General features: G+C 66.1%; 14 protein-coding genes and 1 pseudogene. 5 read left to right on the forward strand and 10 right to left on the reverse strand.

From position 1 onward, the window contains the following. Positions 1-1,451: pseudogene (locus AWC27_RS31375) on the forward strand (PE family protein); the annotation flags it as partial. A 48-nt stretch (positions 1,452-1,499) separates the two neighbouring features. Here the strand turns inward: AWC27_RS31375 and AWC27_RS26710 are convergent. Further along, complete coding sequence (locus tag AWC27_RS26710) at positions 1,500-2,540, reverse strand: DNA polymerase domain-containing protein (protein WP_085673516.1); 1,041 nt, start codon at positions 2,538-2,540, stop codon at positions 1,500-1,502. Between the two features lie 36 nt (positions 2,541-2,576). On the opposite strand from AWC27_RS26710, the gene AWC27_RS26715 reads away from it, so the two are divergent. After that, entirely contained in the window at positions 2,577-3,662 is a 1,086-nt protein-coding gene (locus AWC27_RS26715; RefSeq protein ID WP_085673518.1) for an ATP-dependent DNA ligase, read from the forward strand. A 45-nt stretch (positions 3,663-3,707) separates the two neighbouring features. Next, complete coding sequence (locus tag AWC27_RS26720) at positions 3,708-4,142, forward strand: hypothetical protein (RefSeq protein WP_085673520.1); 435 nt, start codon at positions 3,708-3,710, stop codon at positions 4,140-4,142. 10 nt (positions 4,143-4,152) lie between these two features. Here the strand turns inward: AWC27_RS26720 and AWC27_RS26725 are convergent, their stop codons facing one another. Beyond that, a complete protein-coding gene (locus AWC27_RS26725) occupies positions 4,153-5,391 on the reverse strand; it encodes a cytochrome P450 (protein ID WP_085673570.1) in 1,239 nt (412 codons plus the stop codon). 92 nt (positions 5,392-5,483) lie between these two features. Here AWC27_RS26725 and AWC27_RS26730 point away from each other — a divergent pair, with 92 nt between their 5' ends. After that, entirely contained in the window at positions 5,484-6,536 is a 1,053-nt protein-coding gene (locus tag AWC27_RS26730; protein ID WP_085673522.1) for a DUF2330 domain-containing protein, read from the forward strand. On the opposite strand, the gene AWC27_RS26735 is transcribed toward AWC27_RS26730, so the two are convergent. Both AWC27_RS26735 and AWC27_RS26740 read right to left on the reverse strand, forming a co-directional pair. Then, a complete protein-coding gene (locus AWC27_RS26735; RefSeq protein ID WP_085673524.1) occupies positions 6,533-7,000 on the reverse strand; it encodes an NUDIX hydrolase in 468 nt (155 codons plus the stop codon). The two genes, AWC27_RS26730 and AWC27_RS26735, sit on opposite strands and share 4 nt — an antisense overlap. 5 nt (positions 7,001-7,005) lie before the next feature. Further along, positions 7,006-8,367, reverse strand: a complete 1,362-nt coding sequence (locus AWC27_RS26740; RefSeq protein ID WP_085673526.1) for a WS/DGAT/MGAT family O-acyltransferase — start codon at positions 8,365-8,367, stop codon at positions 7,006-7,008. Positions 8,368-8,459: 92 nt separating this feature from the next. On the opposite strand from AWC27_RS26740, the gene AWC27_RS26745 reads away from it, so the two are divergent. After that, positions 8,460-9,488 carry an AraC family transcriptional regulator gene (locus AWC27_RS26745; protein ID WP_085673528.1) on the forward strand — a complete coding sequence of 343 codons (1,029 nt, stop codon included), beginning with the start codon at positions 8,460-8,462 and terminating at the stop codon, positions 9,486-9,488. Positions 9,489-9,495: 7 nt separating this feature from the next. On the opposite strand, the gene AWC27_RS26750 is transcribed toward AWC27_RS26745, so the two are convergent. The 6 genes from AWC27_RS26750 to AWC27_RS26775 form a co-directional block, all read right to left on the reverse strand. After that, positions 9,496-9,786: a WXG100 family type VII secretion target gene (locus AWC27_RS26750; RefSeq protein WP_085673530.1), complete on the reverse strand. Its 291-nt coding sequence runs from the start codon at positions 9,784-9,786 to the stop codon at positions 9,496-9,498. A gap of 30 nt (positions 9,787-9,816) precedes the next feature. Then, the gene (gene esxG / locus AWC27_RS26755) at positions 9,817-10,110 is read right to left on the reverse strand and encodes a type VII secretion system protein EsxG (RefSeq protein ID WP_083114358.1); all 294 of its coding nucleotides are present in this window, start codon (positions 10,108-10,110) and stop codon (positions 9,817-9,819) included. Between the two features lie 43 nt (positions 10,111-10,153). Further along, positions 10,154-11,344, reverse strand: a complete 1,191-nt coding sequence (locus AWC27_RS26760; protein ID WP_085673531.1) for a PPE family protein — start codon at positions 11,342-11,344, stop codon at positions 10,154-10,156. Next, positions 11,341-11,655, reverse strand: coding sequence for a PE family protein (locus tag AWC27_RS26765; protein ID WP_085673533.1), 315 nt, complete (start codon positions 11,653-11,655; stop codon positions 11,341-11,343). The genes AWC27_RS26760 and AWC27_RS26765 overlap by 4 nt, the downstream gene beginning before the upstream one ends. 190 nt (positions 11,656-11,845) lie before the next feature. Then, positions 11,846-13,192, reverse strand: a complete 1,347-nt coding sequence (locus AWC27_RS26770; protein ID WP_139837240.1) for a WS/DGAT/MGAT family O-acyltransferase — start codon at positions 13,190-13,192, stop codon at positions 11,846-11,848. 36 nt (positions 13,193-13,228) lie between these two features. Then, the gene (locus AWC27_RS26775) at positions 13,229-14,722 is read right to left on the reverse strand and encodes a flavin-containing monooxygenase (protein ID WP_085673537.1); all 1,494 of its coding nucleotides are present in this window, start codon (positions 14,720-14,722) and stop codon (positions 13,229-13,231) included. Positions 14,723-14,741 lie beyond the last annotated feature (19 nt).

Genomic DNA, 14,741 nt, shown 5'->3' on the forward strand with positions numbered 1-14,741 from the left:
GGTCCGGCGGGACCGGCGGTGCGGGCGGCGTGGGCGGCGCCAATTCGGGATGGTTCGGTCTCGGTGCGTTGTTCGGTTCGGGAGGCGACGGCGGCCAGGGGGGTGCCGGGGGTCTCGGCGGCAACGGCGGAGACGGCGGCACCGGTTTCGGGCTTAACGGCGGAAGCGGCGGCAACGGCGGGAACGGCGGCAGCGCGGGCGCAGGCGGGGCCGGTGGGTATGCGGGAATGCTGGGATTGGGCGACGGACAAACCGGCAACGCGGGAACGGGCGGCAATGGAGGTCATGGCGGCGACGGGGCTGACGGTGGCACCGTCATCGCAGTGGGAGCGCCGGGCTTAAACGGAGGTGCGGGAGGAGCCGGCGGCCACGGCGGAAGCGCCGGCGATGGCGGAATCCATGGCAGTGGCGGTAATGGCGGCCAGGGCGGCAACGGCAGCAGGGGCTACAGCTACGACACGCCGAGCATCACTGCCGGGAACGGCGGGGCTGGCGGCGACGGTGGCCACGGCGGCGCGGGTGGCGATGTCGGTACCGGCACGGGCAGCGGCGGGATCGGCGGAAACGGTGGCAGCGGCGGTCACGGCGGCGACGGCGGCTGGGGCGACAGCAGCAAGGGAAGTAACACCACAAACACCTTCGGCGGGCACGGTGGCAGCGGCGGCCGCGGTGGTGGCGGCGGCGATGGAGGCGGCACCCCCAATGGGGGCACCAACGGCAGTGGCGGCGACGGCGGCAGCGGCGGGAGCGCCGGGCGCGGCGGCGATAACAACTACGACTCCTCGTTCGACAATTTTGCAGTCGTAGGAGGCGGCGGTGGCGGCGGTGGCGCGGGCGGGGCCGGCGGCAATGCTGGCATCGGCGTCGGCAACGGTATTGGCGGCACGGGCGGCCACGGCGGCGCTGGTGGGGCCGGCGGCAAGGGCACCATCTCGGATCTGACAGTCACCGCCTATGGAAACGGCGGCAGTGGCGGTGAAGGGGGCGCCGCCGCCGGGCCCACTGGTACCGCGGGCGGATTGGGCGGGGCTGGTGGTGGTGGCGCGGCGGGCGGTGTCGCTCTGAGTTCTACAGGCTCCGGTGGGGGCGGTGGGGGCGGTGGCGCGTCGAGCTCGACTACCGGTTTGGCTGGCAATGGCGGCGCGGGCGGTGATGCCGCCAGTGTGCCGGCGTCTCCCTTTTTCAACACCGGTGGCGCACCCGGGACGGGCGGTGACGGCACCGGTGGTGGTGGCGGCGGCGGCGCCTCGGTAAAGACCCCGGCGGGTAGTGGCGATGGTGGCCCGGGTATCAATGGTGCGGCTGGCGGCGCCGGCGGGCCTGGTGGGAAGGGCAATCCGAATAGCGGGGGCGCCGGCGGTGCCGCCGGCGCCGGCATCAATGCCGGCGGACACGGAGGCAGCACCAATGGATACGCCGAAGGCAACGGGGCCGACGGTCAGTCCGCGTAGCCCATCTCAGCGCAGCCGGCTACTGCCAGGGCATGGTGCCGCCCTGCGTCACTTCGACTTGTCCTCCCTCTTCAAATCCGTGTCCCGGCTCGGCTGCACCCGTTTGGGTTCGCCAGGCATCTTCGGGTAGTTCGGCGGATACGGCATGTCGCCAAGCCCGCGCTCTTCGTCGGCTTTCACCATTTCCAGCAACGGCGCGATTGACTGAGCCACGTCGTCCATGCCCGCCCACGGATCCTCGCGGTTGGCCACCAGATCGGGAACCGTCGCCATCGTGTAGTCGTCGGGGTCGGCACCGGCCAGCTCCGCCCAGGTCAGCGGCGTCGACACCGTCGCAATCGGGGTACGGCGCACCGAATACGCCGAGGCCATCGTCCGGTCGCGGGCGTTCTGGTTGAAGTCGAGGAAGATCCGCTCGCCACGCTCCTCTTTCCACCACGACGTGGTCACCGCTTCCGGCGCCCGGCGCTCCACCTCGCGCGCCAGCGCGATACCCGCCCGGCGCACTTGGATGAAATCCCAGTCGGTGGCGATCCGCAGAAAAACGTGTACCCCACGACCGCCGGACGTCTTCGGATAACCAACGAGCCCGAGTTCGTCCAGGAGCGGCCGCAGCACATCGACGGCAACCGCGCGCGCTTCCACGAAACCGGTGCCGGGTTGTGGATCCAGATCGATGCGCAACTCGTCGGGATGTTCGGTGTCCGGACACCGCACCTGCCACGGGTGCAGCGTCACCGTGCCCATTTGCGCCGCCCACACAATCGCCGCCGGGTGGGTCACCTTCAGCGCGTCGGCGGTCCGGCCCGACGGAAACGTCACCCGGCACGTTTCCAGATAGTCGGGATGATGCGCCGGCACCCGCTTCTGGTAGATCTCCTCGCCGTCGATGCCGTCGGGGAAGCGCTGCAGGTGCGTCGGCCGGTCCTTTAACGCGGTCAGCATCGGGCCACCAGCGACCGCTCGGTAGTAGTCCACGAGCCGGCCCTTGGTGCCTTTGGCACCAAGCTTGGGGAAGTAAACCTTGTCGCGGTTGGTCACCCGCACGGCGATGCCGTCGACGTCGAGTTCTTCTGCTGCAGTGGCCATATCTGATTCCAGCACGTCGCAGGCAAGAATGAACCAATGGACTTACCTGTGATGCCGCCGGTTTCGCCGATGCTGGCCAAGTCGGTCAAGACGATCCCGGCGGATGCTTCGTACGAACCGAAATGGGATGGCTTCCGGTCCATCTGCTTTCGCGACGGCGACGAAGTGGAGCTGGGCAGCCGCAACGAACGGCCGATGACCCGCTACTTCCCGGAATTGGTCGCCGCGGTCAAGGCCGAGCTGCCGCCCCGCTGCGTGATCGACGGCGAGATCGTGATCGCCACCGACCACGGGCTGGATTTCGAAGCGCTGCAACAGCGTATCCACCCCGCCGATTCGCGGGTGCGGCTGCTCGCCGAGCAGACGCCGGCCTCCTTCATCGCCTTCGACCTGCTCGCCCTCGGGGACGACGACTACACCGCCCGCCCGTTCAGCGAGCGCCGCTGCGCACTCGTCGACGCGCTGAACGACGCGGGCCGTTCGATACATGTCACGCCCGCAAGCACCGATCTGGCGACCGCGCAGCGATGGTTCGACGAGTTCGAAGGCGCCGGGCTGGACGGCGTCGTCGCCAAACCGCTGGGGGTCACCTATCAACCCGACAAGCGGGTGATGTTCAAGATCAAGCACGAGCGCACCGCCGATTGCGTGGTGGCCGGCTACCGGGTGCACAAGTCCGGCGATGACGCGATCGGCTCGCTACTGCTCGGGCTCTATCAGGATGACGGCCAACTCGCATCGGTCGGCGTGATCGGCGCGTTTCCGATGGCCGAACGGCGCCGGCTGTTCACCGAACTGCAGTCACTGGTCACCGGTTTCGACGGGCACCCGTGGAACTGGGCCGCACACGAGGCCGGCGAACGCACACCCCGCAAGAACGAGTTCTCCCGCTGGAACGTCGGCAAGGACCTTTCGTTCGTGCCGCTGCGTCCGGAACGGGTGGTCGAGGTGCGCTATGACCACATGGAAGGCGCGCGCTTTCGGCACACCGCCCAGTTCAACAGGTGGCGTCCCGACCGCGAACCACGCTCGTGCACCTACGAACAACTAGAGCAACCAGTCACTTTCAGCCTGGACGACATCGTGCCCGGGCTTGGTAGCAACAATGCCGATAAGCCGTAATACAAATGCGAACACTTTTCGCGCGACACACCTTAGGCTGGCGCAATGCATATAGCCGCATTGTTCGTGGCCGGCACGGCCACCCTCGATGGCGCCGCGATTAACGCCACCCAAATCCCTACGACCAGCTACGACGTCGACCAGATCCCCATGTGGTTGACGGTTCCGGTAGTCCTGGTGGTGCACGCGCCGGCCGGTGGCGACTACGACCCGCAGATCTATGTCGTCTGCAAGGACCCCACCGGTGAGCGACGCGGAGCGATCCGCTCGATTTGGGACTGGCCCGATGAAGACAACAAGCCATCGAAGTACCGCTGCTTCACCTACGACCTGTCGTTCGCCATCGAGTCCGAGGGTGAGTACACGGTCGGCGCCTATCGCGACGCGGAAGCCACCGACGAGTTGGGTACACCCATACCGCTGGCGATCAGGCTGGGCGGCCCGCGCGTAGCCGGCAACAACGGGTCCGGGGCAGACTAGGTCGAGCGAATCACACCGCGACCGCCAACTCCGCTAACCCGCGCAGGGTGACGTTGGGTTTGTAATGTGGCTTGTGGTCCAGTAACCGCGCGTCGGGGAAGCGTGCGGTCACTGCCGCCAGCGCGACGCCCGCTTCCAGCCGCGCCAGCGGAGCGCCCAGGCAATAGTGCGCGCCGAGGCCAAATCCCAAGTGGCGCATCGCGCCTCGATCCGGGTCGAAGACGTCGGGCCGGTCGAATTCGGTCCCGTCGCGCTGCGCGGCGGCCAGCAGCAACATCATGGTGTCGCCCTTGGGCACCGTGAGTTCCCCAATCGTCATGTCCTCGAGCGCAATTCGGCTCGTCAACTGCACCGGCGGGTCGTACCGCATTGTCTCCTCAACGACAGCAGGGGCGCGACCGGCGTCGGCACCCAGCGCGGTCCATTGCGGGCGGTGCCGCAACAGCGCCAAGATGGCGTTCGCGATCAGGTTCACCGTGGTCTCATGTCCGGCGATCAGCAGCAGCTGGCAGGTGGCCACGATCTCTTCGGTGGTCAGCTGGTCGCCGGCCTCCTCCACCGCTACCAGAGCCGACATCAGGTCGTCGCCGGGACGGGCGCGCCGTTGCTCGATCAGGTCCCGCAGGTAACTTCGCAACCACCGGCCGGCTTGCAGTCGCTCTTCGACACCGACCTCCGATTCGCCGTTGAAGGAGACGAATGGGTCCAACGCCTGCGCCAGCTGACCCGATGCACGGCTGAATTGCGGCTCGTCTTCCAGCGGCACGCCGAGCAACCGGCAGATCACGGCTACCGGCAGCGGGTAGGCGAAGTCGCGAATGACGTCGAATTGGCCGTTTTCGGCCACCCGGTCCAGCAATCCGTCCACGAGTGCGCTGATGTCGGGTTGCAGTGCGTTGACCACCTTCGGTACGAACGCCTTGCTGACCAGTCTGCGCAGCCGGGTGTGGTCCGGCGCGTCGAGAAATATGAATCCCGGGGGCCCCAGCGGCCGTATCTGTGCACCATTGCCGATCGCGCGTTGGGCCTCGGTGGAATTGAGTTGGTCGCTGCTGGACGCGTGGTGGCGCAGCACCTCGTCGCAGTGCCGATACGCCGAGAAGACGGCGAGATTGGCGCTCGGCAGCAGAAACGGCCCGTGCTCGCGAAACTCGGCGTAAACCGGATACGGGTCGGCCCGGTTGGCCGGGTCCATCAGCTGCTGCAAGAGCGCTTGCGATTCCACCTGAACACTCGGGGAGGTCGTCATCTGCACAGTTTGCCTGCGTTATCTGAGAACGCCTGAGAACACCGGATGCAAAGTCCGGGGCCTCCGACATTCCTCCGCGTAGCATCGGCGGAATGGCGATGCGTCGTGGGGGCCGCTTAGGGATCGTTGTCGTCGTCCTGGCCGCCATGATGGTCCTGGCGCCGCCGAGCTATGCATGCGCATGTGGTGCCGCGATCGCTCCGGCAGGCGCGCAGGCAACGATGAACCATGAAGTCGCGCTGGTGCATTGGGACGGGACCGCCGAGAACATCCTGATGCAAGTTGCGATGAATACCTCTACCGACAACGTCGCTTTGGTGGTGCCGACGCCCACCCCGGCGACCGTCTCGGCCGGCGACAAGGCCGCATTCTCCGAACTCGAGGAACTCAGCTCGCCGCACATACAGCACCAGCGGCACTTGCGACTCAAGATGTTGCTGGGTGCGCGCTACTCCGCAGCGCATGAGGGCGCGATGGCGGCGGCCAGGGCCCCGGAGGTCATCAACCAGGTGCACCTGGGACCGCTGGAGGCCACCACACTGGCCGGCGGTGATCTCGCGGGTCTGCAGCAGTGGTTGGCGGACAACGGATATGCCATCCGGCCGGAAGTGGCCGAGGCGCTGGATCCCTATGTGCGCGACGGATGGGCGTTCGTCGCGATGCGCCTGACCAGCGCCGCCCCGATACAAGGGGGCCTCGACCCGGTGCGACTCACCTTCCGGTCGTCACAGTTGGTATATCCGATGCGCCTTTCGGTCGCCGCCCAGGAACCGCAGCACGTCACCATCTTCACGTTGTCCGATCACCGGCAGCAGCGCACCGACGCCGACGTGAGCGGCCAAACCACCACGGTCCAGTTCGCCGGCAACATAGGCCAATCCGTTCACGAGTCGCTGCTGCGCGAATTCGCCGGCAATCACGGGGCGTATCTGACCAAGACCCAGACCGACATCTATCAGACGTCGAAAATCACATCGGATTTCATTTTCGCCAACGCTCCCAACGACGATGCCTTCCGGCAGGTGGTCGTCGTAAACGACTACATCGACATCCCGATCGAGCTCATCGTATTGGCCGCGATAGTGATTGCCGTCGTCGCTGTGGTGATTGTATTGCTACTGCGCACCCGACGCGTTCATCCCTAGCGCGCCAAGTGCACTTGCAACCGGTCGAGAAACGGCCGCTGCCCCTTGAGTAGCTTCTCGTGAGCCTGCGCCACCGAAAACCAGCCCACCCGGTCGACTTCGGGAAACTCCCGCAGCTTGCCCGAGCCTTTCGGCCACTCGATTTCGAACGTATTGCTGCGCGCGTCGGTGATGTCGAGGTCGCCGCGGACCGCGAACGCGGTCACCGTCTTGCCGCCGGCCTGCTTCACCGAGCCCAAATCGATACGCGGCCCGTCGGGCACCGCCAGCCCGAGCTCCTCGGCGAACTCACGTTGCGCCGCCAGCCACGGATCTTCGTCGTCGCCGTACTCACCCTTGGGAATTGACCAGGCGCCGTCGTCTTTTCGGGCCCAGAAGGGACCGCCCGGGTGCGCGATGAGCACCTCGACGGCACCAGCGGCGCTCCCGCGGTACAGCAGCAGGCCCGCGCTGAGTTTGGCCATGGTTGTCAGACGCCGACGGCCTGTTCCAAATCCTTCAGCGACGACTCCAGGTGCGCAAGCAACCGCTGCAGGTGCGGCACACTGCGCCGGCAGCCGACCAGTCCGAAATCGAGACTGTCGGCGTTGTTGACCAGGGTGATGTTCAGCGCCTGCCCATCGGGGATGTTCGACAGCGGGTAGCTGCCGTCGAGCTTGGCGCCGCCGTAGTACAGCGGCTGCGACGGCCCAGGCACGTTGGAGATGACGATGTTGAACGGCGGCGGCACGGTGGACAGGAAGCCCGGAACACCCGCCAGCGCCAGAGGCATCATGTTCAGCGCCGACAATGCCAGCACCTGCAGCCGCGGCAGGTCGGCGAGCACCTTCTTGTTGCCGCGCATGGAGTCACTGATCACCTGAATCCGTTGCGCCGGGTCATCGACGTCGGTGGCGAGGTTGCACAGGATGCTGCCGACCCTATTACCCCCGTCGTCGGCCTCCTTCTCCGAACGCAGGCTTACCGGAACCATCGCGACCAGCGGGGTGGCCGGCAGCGCATCCTGCTCGATCAGGTAGTAACGCAACGCACCGGAACACATCGCCAGCACCGCGTCGTTGAAGGTCACCCCGGCGGCCCTCTTGACGTTCTTGATGCGATCCAGCGACCAGGACTGAGCCGCACACCGGCGGGCTCCGCCGATTTTCACGTTGAACATGGTGTGCGGTGCCGCGAACGGCAGGGTCAGCTGCTGTTCGATCAGGGCGCCGCGGGCCAGCCTCAGCGTCGAAGGGGCAAGTCCCACAACAGATCCCGCCAACTTGGCCAACATATCCAGCGGTGACGAGGACCCCGACGACGGCTCGCGCGGCGGCCGGGGCAAGCTCCACATGGCCCGCACTTCGGTGTCGTCCGGGTCCGGCGACAGCGTGCGCTGCATCAGCTTCACCGCCGAAACACCGTCGATCAGCGCGTGATGCATCTTCGTGTACATGGCGAACCGGCCGTCGTTGAGTCCCTCGACGACATGCAGTTCCCACAGTGGGCGATGACGGTCCAGCAGGCTGGTGTGCAACCGGGAACTCAGCTCGAGCAGATCACGAACGCGTCCCGGCGACGGCAGTGCCGATCGGCGCACGTGGTAGTCGACGTCGATCTCGTCGTCATACGCCCAAGCCACCCGGGCGATCCCGCCGGCGATCGTGGCGGGGTGCTTACGGAATACAGGCTGGAATTCATCATTGGCGACCAACGCGTCGGTGAACTGCCGCACGAACTGACCGTCGGCTCCGTCCGGCGGCTGGAACAACGACAAGCCGCCCACGTGCATGGGGTGCTCGCGTGATTCGGCGAACAGAAACATCGAGTCGGTGGGCATCATCAGCTCCATGCACACATTAGATCGCGATGTGCTGGTAAAGCGGTAGCAGCCAGCTGTGATGCCCTTGACAGGGCCACCTTGTTCCGCTGAGGGTCAACTGCATGTCGGTGGTGCGCGGGACGGCGCTCTCGAACTACCCCAGCCTGGTAGCAGAGCTCGGCGGCGACCCGGCCGCGCTGCTGCGCGCGGCCGGCATCCGGGAACAGGATGTTGGCAACTACGACGCATTCGTTCCGTTCCGCGCGGCGATCAGGGCGGCCGAATCGGCCGCCGCGGCAACGGCCACACCGGATTTCGGCCGCCGTCTGGCACAGCGGCAAAGCATCGAGATCCTCGGCCCGGTCGGCGTCGCGGCCCGCACCGCCGCGACGGTGGCCGACGCGCTGGCGATCTTCAACACCTTCATGGCGGCCTACAGCCCGGTGATCTCCATCGAGATCACCCCGGTGGCCGACCCCGAACGCTCATTCATCGCACTCGAGTACCTGCTGGACGAACCGATCCCGCACCCGCAGACGCTGGAACTGGCGATGGGCGTCTCGCTCGGGGTGTTTCACCTGCTCATGGGCAGCACCTACGCGCCACTGTCGGTGCATCTGCCGCACGACCCGCTCACACCCGAGGTGAGCTACCTGCAGTACTTCGGCTGCACGCCCTACTTCGGCGAACCCCGCGGCGGTTTCACGGTGCGTACGGTCGACCTGAGCCGGCCGCTGAACCGCGACGACATCGCTCACCGCGCGGTCGTCGACTACCTGAGCAGCATCACCCCGCTGGGCGCGGGAATCGTGGAGTCGGTGCGCACCATCGTCCGCCAACTCCTGCCGACCGGGGCGGCCACCCTCGACGTGGTCGCCGAGCAGTTCCATCTACATCCGAAAACCCTGCAACGCAGGCTGGCTGACGAGGCCACCACGTTCGCCGCGGTGGTCGACGAGGTACGCCGGAATGCCGCCGATCGCTACCTGCGCACCACCGGGATGGGCCTGTCGCACTTGGCCCGGGAACTGGGTTACGCCGAGCAGAGCGTACTGACCCGGTCATGCAAGAGGTGGTTTGGCATCGGCCCCGCCGCTTACCGGGTGCAGACCCGCATGCCGGCCCCTTTGATAACCGTCGCGAAGGCTTGACGCCTTCCTACCCGCCCCATTTGGCGGCTTCGGCCATGTCGCGGGCGTTCATCGCCAGGGTGTTGGACTCATGCGTGCTGGCCATCGATTGGTAGGCCCGCACCAGGTCCTCGGTGGCCTGGTTCCACTGAGTTTGCCAACCCTGGTATGTCATTCCGGTGTCACCCTGCCACGCATTCGACAACGCGGTCTGTTCGCTGGCGATGTCGGCCGCCATGCTTTGCAGTGTGCCTGCGTAGCCTGACATTTCGCCGGCGTGGCCAAGCATCGCCGCGTAGTTGTACATAATCTGTGACATCACAAGCCCTTTCGTGTTTGGTGAGGTGGCTCAGAAGCCGGTGTAGGAGGACGCGGCGGCGGCGTCGGCGGCCACATAGGTGCCCGCGGCATCGCCGAGGTTCGCCTGCGCTACATCGAGCAAGGTGTTGACCTTGGTGGCCGCTTCCACGAACCGGGCGTGCGCGGCCTGGAACGCCGCGGCGGACTCACCTTGGTGAAAGGCTTGCGCCGACATCGCCGACTGCTCGGCCTGTCCGATCGTGTGCCGCATCAATCCCGCCTTCGCGGCGAACGCCGACTGGGAAGCGACCAATTGCGGAATGTGGGCATCCAACAAACTCATAGCGATCCTCTCGGTGTGGGTTTCTCTTCTTCTTTGTTGACGATCAGGCGAATTCCCAGGTGGCGGGCAACATCGGCACCCGTGTCGGGCCGCTGTACTCGTTGCCGTCCAGCACGGAAATACCGGCGGGTTGCGCATTGTGCTTGCCGGCGGTCCCGGCGTACCCCACCGTGGTGGCCCCGCTCGCAGACGGCGACACCGCCGAAACCAGGCTCGCCGCGGGCACCACCGCGGCGGCAGCGGGCAACGGGGTCACCGAGCTTACGGCAGCGGCCCCGACAGCCGCCGGGGCGGCCGCTACCGATATGCCCGCCGCCTGCAACAGCGAGGTGGCCAGCGGGGCAAGGGCCGGCGGCAACGCGGCCACCAACGCGGCCCCGGCGCCCGTCGTCACACCGGCCACCAGCGCCTCAGCCGGCGCCCCGCCCTGCACCACCGTGTAGCCCAGCGCGAAAATCATTGGGCCCCATTGGAACAGTGCACTGATTGGATCGGTCGTAAAGGCATTGAACATCGCGATCAGATTGCCGATCGGGTCCTGCAGGAAGAGGGCGTCTTCCTTCAAGACCCACAGGTTGAAGTCGATGTACATTTCCAGTGCGAGCTTGGCGAGTTCCCAGATCCAGTTCCACGGGATGTCGCCGAGGGCCGACTGGGTCGTCGTGGTCAGCGCGTCGGCGGCGGGACCGACGCCGGGCTTGACTATCAGCGGAGCCGGCGCGGTTGGCGGTGCCGATACTATCGCCGCACTCGCAACCGCCTGATATGCACTCATGGTGGTGGCAGCCTGAATCCACATTCGCAAGTAGTCTGCTTCATTGATTGCGATCGGAATCGTGTTGATGCCAAAGAAATTCGTCACCAGCAGCACCCCATGGGTGACGTGGTTGGCGGCCAGCTCCGCCAGCGTCGGCATCGCCGCCAGCGCGGTGACATACGCCGCGGCCGCACTCTCCTGCTGCGCGGCCACGGCAGCGCTGTCGATACTGGTCTTCGCCAGCCAGGCCAGATACGGCAGGTGCGCCGCAACATAGCTTTCGGCGCTCAGGCCTTGCCATGCTCCGCCCTGCACCGCGGCCAACACGGCAGTGAGTTCTGCTGCCGTCGAGGCGTATTCGGCGCTCAGCGAGGACCACGATGCCGCCGACGCCAGCAGCGCTTCTGGACCGGGACCCGAAACCAGCAACGCCGAATGTACCTCCGGCGGTGACGCGACCCAGATGGGTGCCGTCATACCCAGCTGCCGAGCGCGAGGTACGAGGCCACCGCGGCGCCATCGCCGACGGTGTAGCTGACCCCGGACTCGGCGACGCCGGCCGCCGATCGGCCAAGCTCTTCGATGCCTTCGGCCACCAGCGCGACATGCTCGTCGCCTTTGGCACTGAATTCGGCGGCGGTTTGCAGCGACACCGGATCCGCCGCTGGCGGTACCACTGCCGTGATGAGGGGCGCCACCGCGGCTTGCGCCGCGACCAGTCGCATGGTCAGCGCTTCCACCGCAGCACTGGCCGCGGCCAAACCTTCCGGAACTACTTGCAGCGTCATTCCCGACACTCCTTTGGACGCGTTTCACCAGGCCGCAAGCCCGAAGGTTTTCGGTCGCGGCCGCTTATTGCACAGATGTCGGGAAATAAATCTCACGGATCGTAACTATTGTCAATAGTTACCGAAGGCTACGGTCCCGTAGGTAAAAATGACGCTGGCGTAAGGATTTACCCAGCGTGCATCGCTGCGGCTAGAGGCCGACGGCTCGCTCCAGTTCCTTCAGCGACGTCTCCAGGTGGCTGAGCACCCGTTGCAGGTGCGGCACGCTGCGGCGGCATCCCACGACACCGAAGTCCAGGGTGTCGGCGGTACCGGTCAACGTGATGTTGAGGGCCTGTCCGTTGAGCGCCAGCGACATCGGGTAGTTGCCGACCAGCCGGGCGCCGTTGAAGTAGCGCGGCTCACGCACCCCGGGCACATTGGAGATGCATACGTTGAACGGCGGCGGAGTCGCCTTGGCCAGTCCGGGCAGCACATTGATCGCAGCCGGGCTCAGCAATGCCATCGAGAGCGCCAGCGCTTGCGCCCGGGGCAATTGGGCCAGCACCTTCTTGTTGTCGCGCATCGAATTGTGGATCGCCTCAAGACGCTGCGCCGGATCGTCGAGGTGAGTCGCCAGGTTGCACAGCACAGCCCCAACCATGTTGCCGCCGAGCGCATCTCGCTCGTTGCGCAGGCTCACCGGGACCATGGCCACCAGCGGTGCGTCCGGCAGTGCGTCGTATTCGTCGAGATAGGTACGCAACGCGCCGGCACACATCGCCAGCACGACGTCGTTGAGGCTCACTCCGGCCGCGTCTTTGACCCACTGGACCCGGTCCAGCTCCCACGACTCGGCGGCGCACCGCCGCGCTCCCCCGACCGGAACGTTCAGCATGGTGCGCGGTGCGCCGAAGGGCAGCGTCAACTGCTGCTCCAGTAGCGCGGCGCGGGCGAGTCGTAACGTCGAAGGAGCAAGCCCGGCAACAGATCCCAGCACGCCGCCCACCTGCTGCAGTACGTTTCGCTTCCCTTGCGTGGTCGCCACTGGCGGCACCGGCGACCACGTCGCCCGGAAATCCCGGTCGGTGGGTTCGGTGGGTAGCGACTGCCGCATCAGCGCGAGCCCGGAAACCCCGTCGACCAAGGCGTGATGGATCTTGGAATAGATCGCGAAGCGTCCGTCGCGCAGGCCTTCGATCACGTGTGTTTCCCACAGTGGACGATGCCGGTCGAGCAGGTTGGAATGCAGCCGCGAAGTCAGCTCCAGTAACTCGCGTACCCGTCCCGGCGCCGGCAGTGCGGACCGCCGCACGTGGTAACCGAGGTCTACGTCGTCGTCGGTGGACCAACCGACGTTGGTCAGCGCGCCACGAAAGGAACTGGGCCGCTTGCGAAACAGGGGCGAGACGTCGGTGCATTCCAGCATCGCCCGGTGCGTTTCGCGGACGAAGCCGCGTCCGGCACCCACCGGCGGCTCGAACAGCTGCAACGAGCCGACATGCAGCGGATGCTCACGCGATTCTGCGGACAAGAACAGCGCGTCGACCGGTGACATCAATTCCATCGTGTGCTCCTTGTGAGTTAGCCGGTGCTACCCTGCCAACGCCGGTTCAGGTAGATCGGCTGAGTTGGTGAAACGCAGGCGGTCGTCGTCGACCGGCCCCTCGCGCAACATCTTTCGATCCGCTCGGTAGTCCATGCAGGTTCGCCATGGCCCTTCGGTCCCCTGGTGCGGCAATTGGCCGGCGGCTCGCCTGGCATAACCGGAGGTGATTTCCAGTAGCGGCCGCGTGGGCATCGATTCGGGCAGTTGCGGATAGCAGATCGTGTGGCCGTGCGCGTCCATGTGTGCCAACAGCCGGCAGAAATGTTCACACACCAGGCCGACTTTCAGCGTCCATGACGAATTGGTGTAGCCGAAGACATAGGCGAAGTTGGGCACATCGCTGAGCAGAAAGCCTTTGAAGGCAACCTTTTCCGAGACTTTGACCGCGACGCCGTCCACGGAAAGCTCGATGCCGCCGAAGGCCAGCAGGTTCAGACCCGTCGCGGTGACGATGATGTCGGCCCTAAGTTCCTCTCCCGATTGCAACCGGATGCCCGTTTCGGTGAAGGTGTCGATTCGGTCGGTGACCACCGACGCCCGGCCATCGCGGATGGCCCGGAACATATCGGCATCCGGCACGGCACACAGGCGCTGATCCCACGGGTTGTAGGCGGGCCGGAAGTGCTCGTCGACCGGATAGCCGGCCGGCAGCTGCTTGGCGTTGAGGTGGCGGATCAGCCGGCGTGCGGCCCCGGGATACTGCTGGCACAACCGCCAGACCACCCGTTGTTTGAGGATGTTCTTGCGGCGGGTAAGTGCGAAAGCCCGGTCACGGCCGACCAGCTTGGGCAGGGCGTTGGCGATGCGGTCCTCGGATGGCACCGGCACGATGTAAGTCGGCGAGCGCTGCAGCATAGTCACATGCCCGGCGGTCTCGGCCATGGCGGGCATCAGCGTGACCGCGGTCGCGCCGCTGCCGATGATCACCACCCGCTTACCGCGGTAGTCCAGGTCCTCGGGCCAGTGCTGCGGGTGCACGATCTGCCCGGTAAACCGTTCGCGGCCAGGGAATTCCGGGGTGAAGCCCTCGTCGTAGCGGTAGTAGCCGCTGGCGCAGAAGAACCATCCGCAGCTCATCGTCAGGTGCTCGCCGGTGTCTTGACGCTCGATCTCGACCAGCCACCGGGCGTCCTGAGTGTGCCATTCCGCCGCGATCACCTTGTGCCCGAACCTTATTGCCTCCCTGATGCCGTCCTGCGCAACCGTCTCACGCAGGTAGGACATGATGGCGTCGGCACTGGCGATCGCCTTGTCGTCCTCCCAGGCCTTGAACTCATAGCTGAACGTGTGCAGATCGGAATCGGAGCGAATTCCCGGATAGCGGAACAGGTCCCAGGTGCCGCCGATGTCGTCGCGTGCCTCAACGATCGCAAATGTCTTGGCGGGCTGCATGGTCTGCAGGTAGTGGGCAGCGCCGATGCCCGAGATGCCGGCACCAACGATCAACACGTCGACGTGTTCGAGGCTGCTGGAGTTCATGGGTGCGTCCTGTTCGGGT

Source organism: Mycobacterium szulgai, from assembly GCF_002116635.1.
GTDB lineage: Bacteria > Actinomycetota > Actinomycetes > Mycobacteriales > Mycobacteriaceae > Mycobacterium > Mycobacterium szulgai.

Excerpts from the sequence above, each read along its gene's own strand:
- AWC27_RS26710 (WP_085673516.1), bottom strand. The coding sequence starts at position 2,540 with ATGGCCACTGCAGCAGAAGAACTCGACGTCGACGGCATCGCCGTGCGG.
- AWC27_RS26715 (WP_085673518.1), top strand. The coding sequence starts at position 2,577 with ATGGACTTACCTGTGATGCCGCCGGTTTCGCCGATGCTGGCCAAGTCG.
- AWC27_RS26720 (WP_085673520.1), top strand. The coding sequence starts at position 3,708 with ATGCATATAGCCGCATTGTTCGTGGCCGGCACGGCCACCCTCGATGGC.
- AWC27_RS26725 (WP_085673570.1), bottom strand. The coding sequence starts at position 5,391 with ATGACGACCTCCCCGAGTGTTCAGGTGGAATCGCAAGCGCTCTTGCAG.
- AWC27_RS26730 (WP_085673522.1), top strand. The coding sequence starts at position 5,484 with ATGGCGATGCGTCGTGGGGGCCGCTTAGGGATCGTTGTCGTCGTCCTG.
- AWC27_RS26735 (WP_085673524.1), bottom strand. The coding sequence starts at position 7,000 with ATGGCCAAACTCAGCGCGGGCCTGCTGCTGTACCGCGGGAGCGCCGCT.
- AWC27_RS26740 (WP_085673526.1), bottom strand. The coding sequence starts at position 8,367 with ATGGAGCTGATGATGCCCACCGACTCGATGTTTCTGTTCGCCGAATCA.
- AWC27_RS26745 (WP_085673528.1), top strand. The coding sequence starts at position 8,460 with ATGTCGGTGGTGCGCGGGACGGCGCTCTCGAACTACCCCAGCCTGGTA.
- AWC27_RS26750 (WP_085673530.1), bottom strand. The coding sequence starts at position 9,786 with ATGTCACAGATTATGTACAACTACGCGGCGATGCTTGGCCACGCCGGC.
- esxG (WP_083114358.1), bottom strand. The coding sequence starts at position 10,110 with ATGAGTTTGTTGGATGCCCACATTCCGCAATTGGTCGCTTCCCAGTCG.
- AWC27_RS26760 (WP_085673531.1), bottom strand. The coding sequence starts at position 11,344 with ATGACGGCACCCATCTGGGTCGCGTCACCGCCGGAGGTACATTCGGCG.
- AWC27_RS26765 (WP_085673533.1), bottom strand. The coding sequence starts at position 11,655 with ATGACGCTGCAAGTAGTTCCGGAAGGTTTGGCCGCGGCCAGTGCTGCG.
- AWC27_RS26770 (WP_139837240.1), bottom strand. The coding sequence starts at position 13,192 with ATGTCACCGGTCGACGCGCTGTTCTTGTCCGCAGAATCGCGTGAGCAT.
- AWC27_RS26775 (WP_085673537.1), bottom strand. The coding sequence starts at position 14,722 with ATGAACTCCAGCAGCCTCGAACACGTCGACGTGTTGATCGTTGGTGCC.